Origin of the sequence: Amycolatopsis regifaucium (assembly GCF_001613935.1) — a bacterium.
In the GTDB taxonomy this organism is placed as follows: domain Bacteria; phylum Actinomycetota; class Actinomycetes; order Mycobacteriales; family Pseudonocardiaceae; genus Amycolatopsis; species Amycolatopsis regifaucium.
In genome coordinates this window covers 34473-48845 of sequence record NZ_LQCI01000010.1, presented here as the reverse complement: position 1 = coordinate 48845, position 14373 = coordinate 34473, and the positions used below count along the sequence as shown (strand labels likewise).

At 69.1% G+C, this 14373-nt stretch carries 15 protein-coding genes; 7 read left to right on the top strand and 8 right to left on the bottom strand.

The genetic code is table 11. The features are described from left to right. Window positions 1-6: 6 nt before the first annotated feature. Entirely contained in the window at window positions 7-1395 is a 1389-nt protein-coding gene (locus AVL48_RS12560) for an NYN domain-containing protein (RefSeq protein WP_061983150.1), read from the bottom strand. 96 nt (window positions 1396-1491) lie between these two features. Here AVL48_RS12560 and AVL48_RS12555 point away from each other — a divergent pair, with 96 nt between their 5' ends. Together AVL48_RS12555 and AVL48_RS12550 are read left to right on the top strand one after the other, a co-directional pair. Continuing rightward, window positions 1492-3213, top strand: coding sequence for a DEDD exonuclease domain-containing protein (locus AVL48_RS12555; protein ID WP_061983149.1), 1722 nt, complete (start codon window positions 1492-1494; stop codon window positions 3211-3213). Between the two features lie 39 nt (window positions 3214-3252). Beyond that, window positions 3253-3537 (top strand): Lrp/AsnC family transcriptional regulator, encoded by a 285-nt coding sequence (locus AVL48_RS12550; RefSeq protein WP_061983148.1) that lies wholly within the window; start codon window positions 3253-3255, stop codon window positions 3535-3537. 294 nt (window positions 3538-3831) lie between these two features. Here the strand turns inward: AVL48_RS12550 and qcrB are convergent, their stop codons facing one another. From qcrB to ctaE, 4 genes are read right to left on the bottom strand one after another with little or no spacing between them, the layout of a single operon-like run. Continuing rightward, a complete protein-coding gene (qcrB, locus tag AVL48_RS12545; RefSeq protein WP_061983147.1) occupies window positions 3832-5505 on the bottom strand; it encodes a cytochrome bc1 complex cytochrome b subunit in 1674 nt (557 codons plus the stop codon). Beyond that, the gene (gene qcrA / locus AVL48_RS12540; protein ID WP_061983146.1) at window positions 5502-6635 is read right to left on the bottom strand and encodes a cytochrome bc1 complex Rieske iron-sulfur subunit; all 1134 of its coding nucleotides are present in this window, start codon (window positions 6633-6635) and stop codon (window positions 5502-5504) included. Before qcrA ends, qcrB begins: the two co-directional genes overlap by 4 nt. Next, a complete protein-coding gene (qcrC, locus tag AVL48_RS12535; RefSeq protein ID WP_061983145.1) occupies window positions 6632-7453 on the bottom strand; it encodes a cytochrome bc1 complex diheme cytochrome c subunit in 822 nt (273 codons plus the stop codon). Before qcrC ends, qcrA begins: the two co-directional genes overlap by 4 nt. Before the next feature lie 55 nt (window positions 7454-7508). Then, window positions 7509-8132, bottom strand: a complete 624-nt coding sequence (ctaE, locus tag AVL48_RS12530) for an aa3-type cytochrome oxidase subunit III (protein WP_061983144.1) — start codon at window positions 8130-8132, stop codon at window positions 7509-7511. A 95-nt stretch (window positions 8133-8227) separates the two neighbouring features. Between ctaE and AVL48_RS12525 the strand changes: the two genes are divergently transcribed. The 3 genes from AVL48_RS12525 to trpD all read left to right on the top strand — a co-directional run bounded on the left by AVL48_RS12525 (window position 8228) and on the right by trpD (window position 10153). Beyond that, window positions 8228-8644, top strand: coding sequence for a hypothetical protein (locus AVL48_RS12525; protein ID WP_061983143.1), 417 nt, complete (start codon window positions 8228-8230; stop codon window positions 8642-8644). A 62-nt stretch (window positions 8645-8706) separates the two neighbouring features. Next, window positions 8707-9117: a hypothetical protein gene (locus AVL48_RS12520; RefSeq protein WP_061983142.1), complete on the top strand. Its 411-nt coding sequence runs from the start codon at window positions 8707-8709 to the stop codon at window positions 9115-9117. A gap of 4 nt (window positions 9118-9121) precedes the next feature. After that, the gene (trpD, locus tag AVL48_RS12515) at window positions 9122-10153 is read left to right on the top strand and encodes an anthranilate phosphoribosyltransferase (protein WP_061983141.1); all 1032 of its coding nucleotides are present in this window, start codon (window positions 9122-9124) and stop codon (window positions 10151-10153) included. 343 nt (window positions 10154-10496) lie between these two features. Here the strand turns inward: trpD and AVL48_RS12510 are convergent, their stop codons facing one another. Beyond that, the gene (locus AVL48_RS12510) at window positions 10497-11462 is read right to left on the bottom strand and encodes a helix-turn-helix domain-containing protein (RefSeq protein WP_061983140.1); all 966 of its coding nucleotides are present in this window, start codon (window positions 11460-11462) and stop codon (window positions 10497-10499) included. Window positions 11463-11515: 53 nt separating this feature from the next. On the opposite strand from AVL48_RS12510, the gene AVL48_RS12505 reads away from it, so the two are divergent. After that, window positions 11516-11935: a cupin domain-containing protein gene (locus tag AVL48_RS12505; RefSeq protein ID WP_061983139.1), complete on the top strand. Its 420-nt coding sequence runs from the start codon at window positions 11516-11518 to the stop codon at window positions 11933-11935. On the opposite strand, the gene AVL48_RS12500 is transcribed toward AVL48_RS12505, so the two are convergent. Further along, window positions 11908-12870 carry a GlxA family transcriptional regulator gene (locus tag AVL48_RS12500; RefSeq protein ID WP_061983138.1) on the bottom strand — a complete coding sequence of 321 codons (963 nt, stop codon included), beginning with the start codon at window positions 12868-12870 and terminating at the stop codon, window positions 11908-11910. The genes AVL48_RS12505 and AVL48_RS12500 overlap by 28 nt on opposite strands. An 82-nt stretch (window positions 12871-12952) precedes the next feature. Between AVL48_RS12500 and AVL48_RS12495 the strand changes: the two genes are divergently transcribed. Then, window positions 12953-13855, top strand: coding sequence for a DMT family transporter (locus tag AVL48_RS12495; RefSeq protein ID WP_061983335.1), 903 nt, complete (start codon window positions 12953-12955; stop codon window positions 13853-13855). A gap of 64 nt (window positions 13856-13919) precedes the next feature. Here the strand turns inward: AVL48_RS12495 and AVL48_RS12490 are convergent, their stop codons facing one another. Further along, window positions 13920-14339, bottom strand: a complete 420-nt coding sequence (locus AVL48_RS12490) for a cytochrome c oxidase subunit 4 (RefSeq protein ID WP_007029867.1) — start codon at window positions 14337-14339, stop codon at window positions 13920-13922. Window positions 14340-14373: the final 34 nt, after the last annotated feature.

The following is a 14373-nucleotide window of genomic DNA, read 5'->3' as shown; positions in this document are numbered from 1 at the left end:
GTACTTCTAAACTCGGCTGAGTCTCGACACCAGCACCGCCGACGGCACCGGGTGCGCGCCCTTGCGCCGCACCGAGTCCGCCACCGCCCGGTCCGTGCTCGCGACCACCATCGGCCGCCCCGGCGGCTCGGCCGCGACCAGCGACCGGATGACGTCGTCCGCGAGCACGCCGCGTTCGGAGAACAGCACCCGTACCCCGCGCGGCACCGCCGCGGGCACGGAAAGCACACCGGCGCCGTCGAACACCACGGTCACCTCGGCGCTGGTCCGCGCGGCCAGCGCGGAAAGCTGGTGGATCAGCCGGTCGCGCTGGTCGGAAAGCGCCAATTCCGGATAGCCGGTCTTCGTGACGTTGTAGCCGTCGACGATCAGGTGCACATTGGGCAGCGCGAGATGCCGGTCGAGCGCGGTGACGTCCTGGATCTTGCCGCCCGCGCCCAGCCCCGACGTGGCGCCGCGGACCATGTCCGCCGGACGCTGCCCCCTCGCGCTCACCGAAAGCTCCCGGCGCAGTCCGCCGACGGCGCCTTCGATCGTGTCCAGCAGCAGCCCGAGCCTGACCTCGTCGGCCTGACGCGCTTCGCGGGCGGACTGGCGGGCGATCTCGGCGTCCGTGACGGCCTTCTCCGCCCGCGCCTTCTCCGCCGCGACTCGCTGCCGCTCACGGTCCAGCTGGGCTTTCAGCGCCTTGATCTCCTCGGCGCGCTCGGCACCGCCGCTTTCCAGCTCGGCGCGGGCCTCGGCGACCGCGTCCTTGGCCTGGCGCAGCTGGACACCCTGCTCTCGCAAGCGCTTCAGCAGTTTCTCGACCTCGGCTTCGCGTTCACCCCGCGCGCTGGCCGCCATCTCCTTGGCCTCGCGCAACTCTTCGCGCAGCTGGGCCAGTTCGGTCTCGAGCCGCTGATTGCGGGCCAGTGCGGCATCACGTTCGGCGCGCAACGCCGTCTCGTCGGCGTTCTTCGCCACCAGCCGGACACGCCCGGCCGCGCCCGCCTCGCCGAGGAGCACGGCGGCGGCCGCGGCGGCGACGGAATCGGGTGCGTTCGGGTCGAGGGCGTCCTTGCGGTGGTCACGCAGCCATTCGGTGACCGCGACCCGGAACTGCGACGACTCCCCCAGCGCGGCGAGCAGCGCCGTCCCGCCGAGTTTCGCGCGTTTCGCGGGGGCGAACTTCGCGACCGGGCGCAGTTGCCTCGGCACGTCGGCGACCGGCAGTTTGCCGACGGCGGCCGCGGCGAGCTCGGCGATCCGCTCACGCACCGCCTCCGGCAAGGCCGTCCAGCCGTCGGCCGGGACCTCTTCGGACTCCTCGTGCCCGCCCGCCGACGCCACGACACCCGAGGGTCCGCCGATGGCGTCCTCGGGCAGTTCCGGCACTGCGGGCTGCGGCTGCATCGCTCCAGCGTAGGCCCCATGGGCTCGGGGCGCGCTGGATGGGACGGCGTGCGCGGATCCCGGGATTGTCGGTGCCCGCCCCTACTGTGCCCGATCATGGACACCGGACGGCGGCCCGGCGCGGCGCAACTCGCCTTCGACGAGCTGGGAACCCCTTTGCGGGACACCACTTTCGTCGTATTCGACCTCGAGACCACGGGCACGAAACCCGGTCCGGACGGGATCACCGAGATCGGCGCGGTCAAGGTCCGCGCGGGTGAGATCCTCGGCGAGTTCGCCACCTTCGTCAATCCGGGGATGCCGATCCCGCCGCAGATCGTGGAGCTCACCGGCATCACCGGCGCGATGGTCTACGACGCCCCCCGGATCGATCGGGTGCTGCCTGCCTTCCTTGAGTTCATCTCAGGGGCCGTGCTCGTGGCGCACAACGCCCCCTTCGACACCGGTTTCATGCGCGCGGCCTGCGAAGGCCACGGGTACCACTGGCCGAAGACGGCCGTCGTCTGCACGGTCCGGCTCGCCCGCCGGGTCATTTCCCGCGACGAGACGCCCAGCTACCGGCTTTCCGCGCTGGCCACGCTGTTCGGCGCGCGGACGACGCCCAACCACCGTGCCCTCGCGGACGCGCGGGCGACCGTGGACGTCCTGCACGCCCTGCTCGAACGCGTCGGCAACCTCGGCGTCCACACGCTGGAAGAACTGCTGGACTACCTGCCCGAGGTGACTCCGGCCCAGCGGCGCAAACGTTCGCTGGCCGAACACCTGCCTTCGCGGCCGGGCGTCTACCTGTTCCGCGGCCCCAGCGACGAGGTGCTTTACGTGGGAACGTCGTCGGACCTGCGCCGCCGGGTCCGGCAGTACTTCACCGGATCGGAGAGCCGGGGCCGGATCCGGGAGATGGTCGCGCTGGCCGAACGGGTCGACGCGGTCGAATGCGCCCACGCGCTGGAGGCCGCGGTCCGGGAGCTCCGGCTGATCGCCGCCCACCGCCCGATGTACAACCGCCGTTCCAAGAACCCACGCAACGCCTGGTGGGTCGCGCTGACCGAGGAAGCGTTCCCCCGCCTGTCGGTGGTTCGCATGCCACGAGACGGGATGCTGGGGCCCTTCCGCAGCCAGACGGACGCCCGATCGGCCGCGGACACCCTCGCCGGCGCCTCCGGACTGCGGACGTGCACCCAGCGCATCTCCGCGACCGCGCCGAACGGCAAACCGTGTGTTCTCGCCGAACTCGGGCGCTGCGGGGCGCCCTGCGCCGGGCTCCAGACGGTCGAGGAGTACCGGCCCGGGGTGCTGGCGGTGTCCGGGCTCATCGCCGGGACGGACGGGCGGCCGCTGCGCGCCGCCGCCGATCAGCTGGCCAGGCTCGCCGCGGCCGAGCACTACGAACAGGCCGCCCGGCACCGTGATCAGCTGGCCGGGCTGATCCGCGCGGTCGGCCGGGCGCATCGGCAGTCGGCGCTGGCCGGTATCCCGGAGCTGATCGCCGCGGGGCCGGACGGCAACGGCGGCTGGGAACTCGCGGTGATCCGGTACGGCAGGCTCGCGTCGGCGGGGGTCGCGCGGCGCGGGGTGCCGCCGATGCCGGTGGTCGAGATGCTGGTGGCCTCGGCGGAAACGGTGCTCCCCGGCCCCGGCCCGCTTTTCGGCGCGTTCCCGGAAGAGGTCCGCATCCTGTTGCGCTGGCTGGCCCGCCCGGGCGTCCGGCTCGTGCGCACCACACACCCCTGGGCGGAGCCGGCCGCCGTCGCGGGCGGCTGGGGAGAATGGCTCGACCTGGCGGCGAGCGCGACGGCGCTGGAGCAGGTGGCGGGCTAGGATCGCGGCACCGGAATCGTCAACGTAGGAGGACCTCCAGTGATCACCGCGATCGTGTTGATCCAAGTCGAAGCGGACGCCATCCCCGAGGCGGCCCAGGCGATCGCGGACATCGACGGGGTCCGTGAGGTCTACTCCTGCGCGGGCGACGTCGACCTGATCGCCTCGGTCCGGGTCTCGGCCCATGAGGACCTCGCGGACCTGATCCCGGCGAAGATCGGCAAGGTCCCCGGTGTGCTGAGCACGGTCACGCATATCGCATTCCGCTCGTACTCGAAGGCCGACAGCGAGTCCGCTTTCGACATCGGCGTCGAAGGCGCCTGACGACAAACGAGAACCCCGCCCCGCCGGTGACTTTTTGGAGCTGCAGGTCGTCGGCTGACGGTTCACCACGAGTGGCAGGTCCGTGAAGGCCTCCTTCCCTACCTTGAGCGTAGGGAAGGAGGCCTTCACGGCCTTTCCTGGCTGTGGGATCACGGGGTCGCGAGTGGCCGCCCCAGTGACCGACAGCCGAAACGCCATTAGAGGACTAAATGCGTACCCCTGACACGCGTGAAGGCCTCCTTCTCTCGGCTGAGCCAAGGGAAGGAGGCCTTTACACGCGCGTTCCTACCGGAGCTAGTGCCCGGAGGTGATCTCCTTGCGCTCCGCGGACGGCTCGCCGCCGATGTCGTCGACCTTGCCGTTGCCGTTGCCGTGCCCGTTGGCCCGGGCACGCTCCAGCGCGATCGTCTCCTCGACCGGGTCCGGCGACCAGACCGAACCCGCGACGGCGTGCCCGGCCGAACCGAGCTTGTTCATCTTCTTCGGCACCGACGCGCCCTGGTATTCGAGCGGCAGCGGGTGGCCGTGGTCGTCCACCGGGCCGAGCGGCTGGTGGATCTCGATGAACTCACCGTGCGGCAGGCGCTTGATGATGCCGGTTTCGACACCGTGCTCCAGCACCTCGCGGTCGGCCCGCTGGAGGCCGAGGCAGATCCGGTAGGTGATGTAGTACGCGATCGGCGGGGCCAGCAGCACACCGATCCGGCCGGCCCACGTCGTCGCGTTCAGCGAGATGTCGAAGGCGAACGCGATGATGTCGTTGAAGCCCGAAAGCATGATGACCGCGAAGAACGTCAGGGCCATCATGCCCAGCGAGGTCCGGACCGGGACGTCGCGCGGACGCTGCAGCAGGTTGTGGTGCGCGGTGTCCTTGGACAACTTTCGCTCGATCCAGGGATACGTCAGCAGCAACCCGATCAGGATCGGCATCCCGAGCCCACCGGCGAAGAAGACCGCCGGGACCGTGTAGTTCCCGAGGTAGAGCTCCCACGCGGGCCAGATCCGGAGCAAGCCGTCGGCCCAGGCCATGTACCAGTCCGGCTGCGAACCCGCCGAGACCTGCGCCGCGTTGTACGGGCCGATGTTCCAGATCGGGTTGATCTGGAAGAGCCCCGACATCAGCGCGATGACACCGGTGACCAGCGCGAAGAACGCACCGCCCTTGAGCGCGAAGACCGGCATGATGCGGACGCCGACGACGTTGGTCTCCTTGCGGCGCACCCCCGGGAACTGCGTGTGCTTCTGGTACCAGACCAGCGCGAGGTGCGCGGCCACCAGGCCGAGCATGATGCCCGGCAGCAGCAGGATGTGGATCGTGTACAGGCGCGGGATGATCTCGTTGCCGGGGAACTCGCCGCCGAACAGCGCCCAGTGGATCCAGGTGCCCATGACCGGCACCGAGAGCACGATGCCCGACAGGGTCGCGCGGATACCGGTACCGGAGAGCAGGTCGTCCGGGAGCGAGTAGCCGAAGAAGCCTTCGAACATGCCCAGGACCAGCAGCAGCGCGCCGATGACCCAGTTCGCCTCACGCGGGCGCCGGAACGCGCCGGTGAAGAAGATCCGGAACATGTGGACCATCATCGAGGCCACGAAGATCAGCGCGGCCCAGTGGTGCAGCTGGCGGACGAACAGACCGCCGCGGACGTCGAACGAGATGTCCAGCGTGGTCGCGAAGGCCCGCGACATCTCGACGCCCTGCAGACCGGTGTAGCTGCCGTTGTAGACGACCTCCTCCATGGAGGGGTCGAAGAACAGCGTGAGATAGACACCCGACAGCAACAGGATGATGAAGCTGTAGAGCGCGATCTCGCCGAGCAGGAACGACCAGTGCGTCGGGAACACCTTGTTGAGCTGGTGCCGCATGCCCTTGGCCAGGTGATACCGGTCGTCGGCCCACTTCGCACCAGCGCCCGCGGCCTTCTCGACCGGGTTCGTCCCCTTCGTCGGGGTGGTGAGTGAACTCATGACTTACGCTCCCAAAAGGCCGGTCCGACGGCCTCGTTGAAGTCTCCGCGCGCGATCAGGTAGCCCTCTTCGTCCACTGTAATCGGAAGCTGGGCCAACGGCCGCGTCGCCGGCCCGAAAATCGGCTTGGCGTAGTGGAGCGCGTCGAACTGCGACTGGTGACAGGGGCAGAGGATGCGGTTGGTCCGCTGCTCGTACAGGGAGGTCGGGCAGCCGACGTGGCTGCAGATCTTCGTGTACGCGTAGTAGTCCCCGAAGTTGTAATCCTCCTGGCCCTGACGCTTGACGACCTTGGCGGCGTCGGTCGGGCGGAGGCGGATCAGCATGACCGGGTTGTCGACCCGCTTGAAGGCGGCCGACAGCGCGTGCTCGTCCTCACGCTCGGACTCGCGGAACGGGAAGACCGTCTCCATGGCGCCCGCGTCGAGGTCCTCGACCTTGACCAGGGAGACCTCGTGCGGACGGCCGGTGTTGCGGCGCAAGTAGACCTTCTCTTCCGGGAAGTTCTTCTTCCAGCCCGAGTGCCACAGGGAGTCGCGGTTCTCGGTGTCCTTCCACGGGTCCTTGATGAAGGACGCGATCGGCAGCGCCGCGACGGCGAGACCGAGCACACCAGCACCGGCACCCGCGGACCGCTTGATCATCGAGCGGCGCGCGATGGTCATGCGGTTACCCGAGTCGGCCAGCTGGGCGAGGATGGTGGCCTTGTCGACCTCTTTCGACCCGCCGTCGCCGCGCTCCTGCACCGCGACCTCGGCCGGGACGAACTTCTTGGTGTAGAGGATCACGCCGATACCGAGGCTGAGCACGGCGAGCCCGAGGGAGACCCCGAGCAGCGGCGTGTACAGCGTGTACTTGGTGTAGCCGGTCGTACCCGGCTCCTTGTACTCGAACCAGTGCGGCCACGCGATGAGGACCACGAACGCGAGGCCGGAGAGCGCGGCCAGCACGAACCAAAGGGCGACAGCGCGCTCGGCGCGCTTCTCCGCCTTGGTCCCCTCGACCGGCCACGGCGTCGGGTACTCGATGATCTCGACCCCGTCGAGTGCGGTACCCAGCTTGACGAGCTGGTCGCGATCCATGTCCGCCAACTCCGCCTCTGTCGGCGGCTTCGGCCCTTCGGCGCTCATGCCTTCGATCCAATCCACAACGTCACGCCGATCAGCGCGGCGATCCCGACGATCCACGCGATCGCGCCCTCCGAGGCCGGGCCAAGTCCGCCGAGCGAGCTACCGCCGGGTGAGTTGTTCCCGTGACTCACGGACTTCACGAACGCGATGATGTCCTTCTTCTCCTCCGGCGACAGCTGCCGGTCGGAGAACTTGGGCATGTTCTGCGGCCCGGTGAGCATCGCGGTGTAGATCTGCTCTTCCGTGGCCGGGTCCAGGTTCGGGGCGAACTTGCCCGACGAGAGCGCGCCGCCGCGGCCGGTGAAGCTGTGGCAGGAGGCGCAGTTGAGGCGGAAGAGCTCGCTGCCGCGCGCGACGTCGTCGCCACGCAGCGCGTCACCCTTCTCGGCGGGACGCTGCACGCCGCCGCCGTTGGCCTGGATGTAGGCGCCCAGCGCGTTGATCTCGGCCTCGGACAGCTTCGGCGGCTTCCGCTGCGCCTGTGCTTCCTGGCGCACCGCGGGCATGCGGCCGCTCGAAGTCTGGAAGTACACGGCCGCGTCGCCGATGCCGATGAGGCTCGGACCGCGGTCGGGGACGCCCTCGAGCTTCGGCCCGTGACATTCGATACACGTGTTGTTGTAGAGCTTCTCGCCCTCGCGCAGGAGGGCGGATTCGCCCTGCGCCTGCGCGGTCTGCGGCTCCGGGGCGAAGACGGCGTACAGCCCGCCCACGCTCAGCAGCGCGATCCCGAGCGCCAGCGCACCGGCGAACCGCCGGTGCAGCTTGGACCGCGCGCGGAAGCGGCGGCGATCCGTCTTGTCCTTGCTGGAGGTCATCTTGCGGCAACCCTTGCTGTCAGTTCAGGCCGATAGGTCGTGGTGGCGGCTTCGTTCACGGAAGGATGTAGATCACCGCGAACAGGCCCACCCACACGATGTCGACGAAGTGCCAGTAGTAGGACACGACGATCGCCGAGGTGGCTTGAGCCGGGGTGAACTTGCTCAGCTTGGTGCGGATGAGCAGGTACACGAACGCGATGAGCCCGCCGATGACGTGCAGGCCGTGGAACCCGGTCGCGAGGAAGAACACCGTGCCGAACGGGCCGGACGGGATGGTCATCCCCTCGTCGATCAGGTGCAGGTACTCGTAACCCTGGCCGCCGACGAAGATCGCGCCCATGATCAACGTGATGATGTACCAGCGGCGCAGACCGAAGACGTCACCCTTTTCGGCGGCGAACACACCGAACTGGCAGGTGAACGACGAAGCCACGAGGATCACCGTGAACGGGATCGCCAGCGCGACGTTCAGATGGAAGGGCTCACCGTGCAGCGGCGGCGGCCACTGACCGGAGGCGTTCTGCGCCTTCACGGTGAAGAACATGGCGAACAGTCCGGCGAAGAACATCAGTTCGCTGGACAGCCACACGATGGTGCCGACACTGACCATGTTCGGCCGGTTCAGCGAGTGGACCCGCTGGCTGATGGTGGGAGCTGCCGTTGTCACGCGTCGCATTATGTCCTCTCACGCACGGGGCCCGCCGGGTGGGTCCACGGCAAGTCGCGTGCGTGTCGGGTCACATCTGAACGAAAGCGGGAACAGAGCTACTCATGGGTTTACTAGATCGACTGCGTGACCTGGTCAAGAAGCCGAAGCTCCCAGGTCTGACCGTCGACACGCCCGGCGTCGAGATCGTCGTGACGGCTTTCGATCCCGCCGAGGCGGATTCTTCGGTGCTGGCGAGATCACCCGCTTGGGTCGCCGAAGCACCGGCGATCCTGCGTCACCACTTGAAACTGCCGCCCGAAAAGGTGGCGGAGGCGAAGTCGATCCTCGCCCAGGACGGCTGGGAACTGCGGGAACAGGGACCGGACGGTGACTTCACGCTGGCGTACGCGTCGCGCGTCCAGACCCTCGACGCGCTGCACTGCGCGCAGGAACGGTCACGGATGGCGGGGCTCGCGCAGCGGCTCGGCGGCGATTCGCTGGGCTGGGACGCGCTCCAGCCGTCGGGTGCGTCCACGTGATGTCGGTCATGGCGGATAACATCGCCGGTGTCGAGATGACTAGACGAGGTGGAGGCGCGCTCATGGGCGAGCAGGCGATGCGGATCCTGGTGTTCAGCCACAAGGCGGAGGTGCGCGAGGCGATCATCAACGCCGTCGGCCGCAGGCCCGCCGCCGACCTCGGCCGGGTGGACTACACCGAGGCTTCCGGCATTTCCGAGGTGCTCGTCGAGATGGACGCGGGCAACGTGGACCTGGCCATCCTCGACGGCGAGGCGCAGCCGACCGGCGGCATCGGACTGACCCGCCAGCTCAAGAACGAGATCGAGGACTGCCCGCCCATCGTGGTGGCGGTGCGGCGCAAGGACGACCGGTGGCTCGCGACCTGGTCGCAGGCCGACGCGGTGCTGGTCCACCCGCTCGACCCGCTGACGGCCGCGGAGACGGTCGCCGACGTACTGCGCGCCCGGCGGGTGCCGGTCGTGCACAGCTGACCCGATGAGCGCGGCAGCCAAGACCTGGCCGTCCCTGCTCAACCAGCTCATCGCGCGGACGGACCTGTCCGAAGAGGACACCGCGTGGGCGATGGACCAGATCATGCGCGGGGCGGCGACGCCCTCCCAGATCGCCGGGTTCGCCGTCGCGCTGCGGGCGAAGGGTGAGACACCGGCGGAGATCTCCGGCATGGCCGACGCCATGCTGGCGCACGCCAAACGGGTGACGATCGACCGGCCTTCGGTGGACATCGTCGGCACCGGCGGGGACCGGTCCAACTCGGTCAACATCTCCACCATGGCCACGGTGGTGACGGCCGCGGCCGGCGCGCCGGTGGCGAAACACGGCAACCGGAGCGCGTCGTCGAAGTCCGGCGCCGCCGACGTGCTGGAAGAGCTGGGCGTCACCATCGACCTGCCGCCCGAGACCGTCCAGCGCAGCGTGAACGAACTGGGCATCGGCTTCTGTTTCGCGCCGAAGTTCCACCCCGCCCTGCGCCACGCCGGCCCGACCCGCGGCGAACTCGGCGTGCCGACGACGTTCAACCTGCTCGGCCCGCTGACCAATCCGGCGCAACCGCGCAGTTCGCTGATCGGCTGCGCGTACGAGGACAAGACCCGCGTGCTCGCCGAGGTGTTCGCGCGCCGCGGCATGACCGTGCTGCTCGTCCGCGGCGACGACGGGCTCGACGAGATCACCACCACGACCACCAGTTCGGTATGGGTGGTCTCCGGCGGCGAGATCACCGAACGCAGCTTCGACCCTTCGGCGCTGGGCATCGCGCGGGCGACCGCGGACGACCTCCGCGGCGGTGACGCGGCGCACAACGCCGAAGTCTTCCGTCAGGTGATGGCCGGGAAAACCGGGCCGGTGCGGGACGCGGTGCTGCTCAACTCGGCGGCCGCGCTGGCGGCTTTCACCGGCTTCTCGGGATCGCTGGAAGACGACCTGACGACCGGCCTCGCGCGGGCGGCCTCGGCCATCGATTCGGGCGCGGCGGCCGATCTGCTGAACCGGTGGATCGCTTTCGCCTGACGCTCTGCTCACACGCGCTCAGTGGAAGCCTCAAGTCACGAAAGTCCGTGAAGGCCTCCTTCCCTACCTTGAGAGTAGGGAAGGAGGCCTTCACGGACACGACACGCGCGCCGACCGGCTGCGCGGTGCTGCACCGGTGGATCCCTCCTGGCGTGCCATGAAAGGTCCTTTCCTTGCAAAATTTGCAAGGAAAGGACCTTTCATGGCACACGCGCTCTCTCTTGCTCCAGGACAACGTGGTCGGGCGAAGAACCTCTCGCTGACCACTCACGACGTGCAATGAAAGGCCCCTTCATCGCAAATTTTGCGATGAAGGGGCCTTTCATTGCACGGGCGCGACCCCCTACGAAGCAGTACTGAACCGCGCCCGGTAAGCCGTAGGCGTCAGCCCCGTAGCCCGCCGAAGCCGGGTACGCAGGTTCGCCGCGGTACCGAAACCCGACGCCCGCGCGACCCGGTCCAGCCGCTGCTCCCCGCGTTCGATCAGCCGACACGCCAGCGCGATCCGTTCCGTCGTGAGCCACGCCAGCGGCGTCGTCCCCAGTTCGGCCCGGAACCGGCGGTGCAGCGTCGCCTGACTGGTCGCCGCCCGGGCGGCGAGGTCGGCCACGGTGAGCGGCCGGTCCAGCCGTTCGCGGGCCCATTCGAGCACCGGCGCCAGCGAGGTGTCCGGCACCGACGGCACCGGGCGTTCGACGAACTGCCGCTGTCCACCGTCCCGGTGCCCCGCGAACACCAGGCGACGGCTCACCGCGTTGGCGATCTCGGCACCGTGGTCGCGGCTGATCAGGTGCAGGCCCAGGTCCAGCGCGGCCGCGCTGCCCGCAGCCGTCAGGACGTCGCCGTCGTCGACGAACAGGACGTCCGGCTCCAGCCGCACCTCGGGGAACCGGGCGCGGAACAGGTCGGCCCACCGCCAGTGGGTCGTCGCGCGCCGCCCGTGCAGGACACCGGCCTGCGCGAGGGTGAAGGCTCCGGTGCAGAAGCTCACCAGCCGGGCACCCCGCGCGGCCGCGTCCCGGACGGCCGTCAGCACCGATTCCCGGGCCGGGCTCTCCGGATCCGGCCGGTTGGGCACGATCACCGTGTCGGCGGACGTCACGGCTTCGAGCCCGGAAATTCCGGTGAGGGTGAACATCCCCAAGTGCATGCGCACGGACGGCTCGGCGGCGCACAGCGTGAGGTCGTACCAAGGCCGCTCCAGTTCCGGCCGCCGCAGGCCGAAAAGCTCGGTCGCGACCCCCATTTCGAAGGGGTTCGACCCCTCGTCGACCAGGAGGGCGACCTTGTGCGAGAAATCATGCGACATATGCGATTCCTAGCACTCACTCCCCTGCCGGTCCAGCGACCAGGATCGAAGGCATGAGCAAGCAGCCGATCGACCTGGCGACCGCACTGGCCGGCTTCGACGAGATCTGGAGCCCGCGGATCGTCGCCCACGTCAACGACTACGACGTCCGCCTCGCCAAGGTCGCGGGCGTGCACGTCTGGCACGTCCACGAGAACACCGACGAGTTCTTTCTCGTCCTCGACGGCACCTTGGACATCGCGTTGCGGGAAGAGGCGGGCGAACGCGTCGTCACGTTGCCGCGCGGCTCGGTGTTCGTCGTCCCGCGCGGTACCTATCACAGACCGTCCTCAGTGGACGGTGCGTCGCTGTTGCTGTTCGAGCCGACCGGAACGCTCACGGTCGGCGACGCGCACGAAGAGGTCCCCGAGTACGTCGACGTCACCGTCGGACACGACATTTCCGCTCAGCCAACGGAAAACGTCTTGCGATAAGCGCTGGGGCTGGTGCCGCGGAGCTTGCCGAACTGGTGCCGCAGCGCCGCGGCGGAGGCGTACCCGCAGGCGACCGCGATGTCCTCAATGGACAGACGGCCCTCTTCGAGCAACGCCTGCGCGCGATCGAGACGGCGTTCGGTGAGCCACCGGTGCGGAGTCGTGCCGGTGGCCGCCGAGAACCGGCGCAGGAACGTGCGCTCGCCCAAACCGCTGCGGCGGGCGAGTTCCGCGACGGTGAACGGCTGATCCAGTCGTCGCTCGATCCATTCGAGTGCTTCGGCGAGCACCGTGTCGCCGGGCGCGGCCGTCTCGGGCACCGGCGCCTGCACGAACTGCGCCTGCCCGCCGACGCGGTGCGGAGCCGCGACCATCCGCCTGGCCAGCGTGGTGGCCGCGGCGACACCTCGCAGTTCGCGCACCAGATGCAGGCAGAGGTCGACGGCGGCGACGGTCCCCGCGCTGGTGAGAATGCCTCCGTCGTCGACGTACAACGCCTTCGGGTCGACCTTCGCCGTCGGGAAACGCGACCGGAACTCCTGTTCGTAGACCCAGTGCACGGTGCAGTTGCGCCCGTCGAGAAGCCCCGCGTACCCGAGCGAGAAGACGCCCGCGCAGAAGCCCGCGACCCAAGCGCCCCGGCTCGCCGCGTCGCGCAGTACTTCCAGCACCGGCTCCGGCGGGCTCGCGCTGCGCGGCGCGCAGGTCGGGACGATCAGCAGATCGGCGGACGCCGCGAAGTCCAAGGTCTTCAGGCTGTTCAGCCCGAAGCCGGACCAGCTCAGGACGTTCTCGCCGCCGGGCGAGCAGACGGCGAAGTCCCAGCCTTGGATGCCGTCGGCGCTGCGATCGGTGCCGAAGACCTCGCACGCGACGCCGAGTTCGAACGGCGAGACGTGGTCGGCGAGCACCACCGCGACCTTTTTCACCTCCACCCCGGCAGTGTGTCATAAGTTTTGCGGTCGATGTCATCTCTGACACTGTTCGTGCGGGCGCCGGAGGCCGAAAGTGGTCGCCATGAACAAGAACAACCCCCTGCTGCAGTGGACGGCCGCGATGGCGCTGTCGGGCACGATCGGCGCCGTCGTCCTCGAAAGCGGCGCCGACGCGCCCGCGGTGGCCTTCGCCAGGAGTCTCGTCGGCGGCCTGCTCCTCCTGGTCTGGAGCGCCGCGCGCGGCTGGCTCCGGCCATGGACGCTGACCCGCCGCGACCTGCTGCTCGCCATCCTCGGCGGGCTGTTCCTGGTCGGGAACTGGGTACTGCTTTTCGCTTCCTACGCGCTTTCGTCGATCTCGGTGAGCACCGTCGTCTACCACACGCAGCCGCTGATGCTGGTCGGTCTCGCCGCCGCGTTCCTCGGCGAGAAGATGGCGAAGAGCCAGCTCGTCCGGGCGCTGATCGCGTTCGGCGGGGTGGCGCTCATCTCCCTGTCCGCGCACGGTGTCGACGGCAAGCCCGTGAAGCCGGCAGGAATCGCCCTCGCCCTGGGGGCGGCCGCGCTCTACGCCGGCGCCTCGTTCGTCGCGAAGCAGCTCAAGCACCTCCGCCCGCACGTCCTGGCGGCCGTCCAGCTGGTGACCGGGACGATCGTGCTCGCCCCCGCCCTGCTCGTCACGCCGCTGCCCACGGACACGACGGGGCTGCTGTGGCTGGTGCTGCTGGGCACCGTGCACACGGCGCTGATGTACGTCCTGATGTACGCGAGCATCGGCAAGCTGCCGACCACGACGGTGGCGCTGCTGTCGTACGTCTATCCCGTGGTCGCGGTGGTGGTGGACGTCCTCGCCTACGGCCACCGGCCTACATGGCCGGAGATCGTGGGGATGCTGGCGGTACTGGCGGCGGCGCTGGCCCCGAAGCGGGCGGCCAAGCGACCACCGAAGCCGGAGGTGAAAACGGCGCTGTCCGCCCGCGTTTAGTCCTCTGAATGCGAAAACGGCGCCCCGGTCCAGAAGACCGAGGCGCCGTTTCGACGGCAGAACGTCACTCGTGGTTCGGGCCCGTGTGGTACTCGAACACCAGCCCGCCGATGGCGACGATCACCAGGCCGAGCGCGATGATCAGCAGCCAGACGTGGAAGAACGCGAGCGCGACACCGGTCAGCGCGGCGGCCGCCGCGAGACCGATCGGCCAGTAGCTGCCGGGGCTGAAGAAGCCCAGCTCACCGGCACCGTCACTGATCTCGGCGTCTTCCCGGTCCTCCGGCCGCGGCTCGATGCGCCGCGCCACGAACTGCAGGTAGCTCCCGGCCAGGAAGGCCAGGCCACCGGTGAGGATCAGGGCCACCACACCGACCGGCTCGACGCCGTCCCGGGTCATCGTTCCGGTCATGTACGCGTAGATACCCGCCACGACGACGGAGAAGACCGCGACGAGGAAGAAAATCCGTCCTTCGACCTTCATGGACGTTGCCTCACTCCTGTTTCGGGCTCGAACA

Excerpts from the sequence above, each read along its gene's own strand:
- AVL48_RS12525 (WP_061983143.1), top strand. The coding sequence starts at position 8,228 with ATGGGTTTACTAGATCGACTGCGTGACCTGGTCAAGAAGCCGAAGCTC.
- AVL48_RS12490 (WP_007029867.1), bottom strand. The coding sequence starts at position 14,339 with ATGAAGGTCGAAGGACGGATTTTCTTCCTCGTCGCGGTCTTCTCCGTC.
- AVL48_RS12560 (WP_061983150.1), bottom strand. The coding sequence starts at position 1,395 with ATGCAGCCGCAGCCCGCAGTGCCGGAACTGCCCGAGGACGCCATCGGC.
- qcrA (WP_061983146.1), bottom strand. The coding sequence starts at position 6,635 with ATGAGCGCCGAAGGGCCGAAGCCGCCGACAGAGGCGGAGTTGGCGGAC.
- qcrB (WP_061983147.1), bottom strand. The coding sequence starts at position 5,505 with ATGAGTTCACTCACCACCCCGACGAAGGGGACGAACCCGGTCGAGAAG.
- qcrC (WP_061983145.1), bottom strand. The coding sequence starts at position 7,453 with ATGACCTCCAGCAAGGACAAGACGGATCGCCGCCGCTTCCGCGCGCGG.
- AVL48_RS12495 (WP_061983335.1), top strand. The coding sequence starts at position 12,953 with ATGAACAAGAACAACCCCCTGCTGCAGTGGACGGCCGCGATGGCGCTG.
- trpD (WP_061983141.1), top strand. The coding sequence starts at position 9,122 with ATGAGCGCGGCAGCCAAGACCTGGCCGTCCCTGCTCAACCAGCTCATC.
- ctaE (WP_061983144.1), bottom strand. The coding sequence starts at position 8,132 with ATGCGACGCGTGACAACGGCAGCTCCCACCATCAGCCAGCGGGTCCAC.
- AVL48_RS12520 (WP_061983142.1), top strand. The coding sequence starts at position 8,707 with ATGGGCGAGCAGGCGATGCGGATCCTGGTGTTCAGCCACAAGGCGGAG.
- AVL48_RS12555 (WP_061983149.1), top strand. The coding sequence starts at position 1,492 with ATGGACACCGGACGGCGGCCCGGCGCGGCGCAACTCGCCTTCGACGAG.
- AVL48_RS12510 (WP_061983140.1), bottom strand. The coding sequence starts at position 11,462 with ATGTCGCATGATTTCTCGCACAAGGTCGCCCTCCTGGTCGACGAGGGG.
- AVL48_RS12505 (WP_061983139.1), top strand. The coding sequence starts at position 11,516 with ATGAGCAAGCAGCCGATCGACCTGGCGACCGCACTGGCCGGCTTCGAC.